Annotated in this window: 1 pseudogene; it reads left to right on the top strand. The window is 55.1% G+C overall.

The features are described from left to right. A pseudogene (locus tag ITJ88_RS16200) lies at positions 1-350 on the top strand (RNA-guided endonuclease TnpB family protein); the annotation flags it as partial.

Raw genomic sequence — 350 nt, 5'->3', positions numbered from 1 at the left:
AGGTGGTCGAGCAAGGACATCGACACCCCCCTTCCGAGCGCCGTGAAGAACCAACTCGCAGGAGATGCCGTCGGCATCTACAAGAAGGCGAGGAAAGAGGATTTCAAACGCATCCCTGTCCTCAAAAAGCCGGTCTGCGTCTGGAACAATCAGAACTATTCCTTCGACTTCGAGAGCATCTCCTTCCCCGTTTGGATGGACGGGAAGTCCGTGAAGATGCGATTCCGTGCTCCCATGGTTGACAAGGACAATCGGAATACCCGACTCCTTGCCAACAAACTCGGGACGCTCAGGGTCACGAAGAAGGGAAGGAAGTGGATCGCTCAGATTTCCGTCCATGTCCCGACCGT

It is taken from the genome of Exiguobacterium abrahamii (assembly GCF_015645365.1).
Classification (GTDB): domain Bacteria; phylum Bacillota; class Bacilli; order Exiguobacteriales; family Exiguobacteriaceae; genus Exiguobacterium_A; species Exiguobacterium_A abrahamii.
This window is presented reverse-complemented; position numbering and strand designations above follow the sequence as displayed.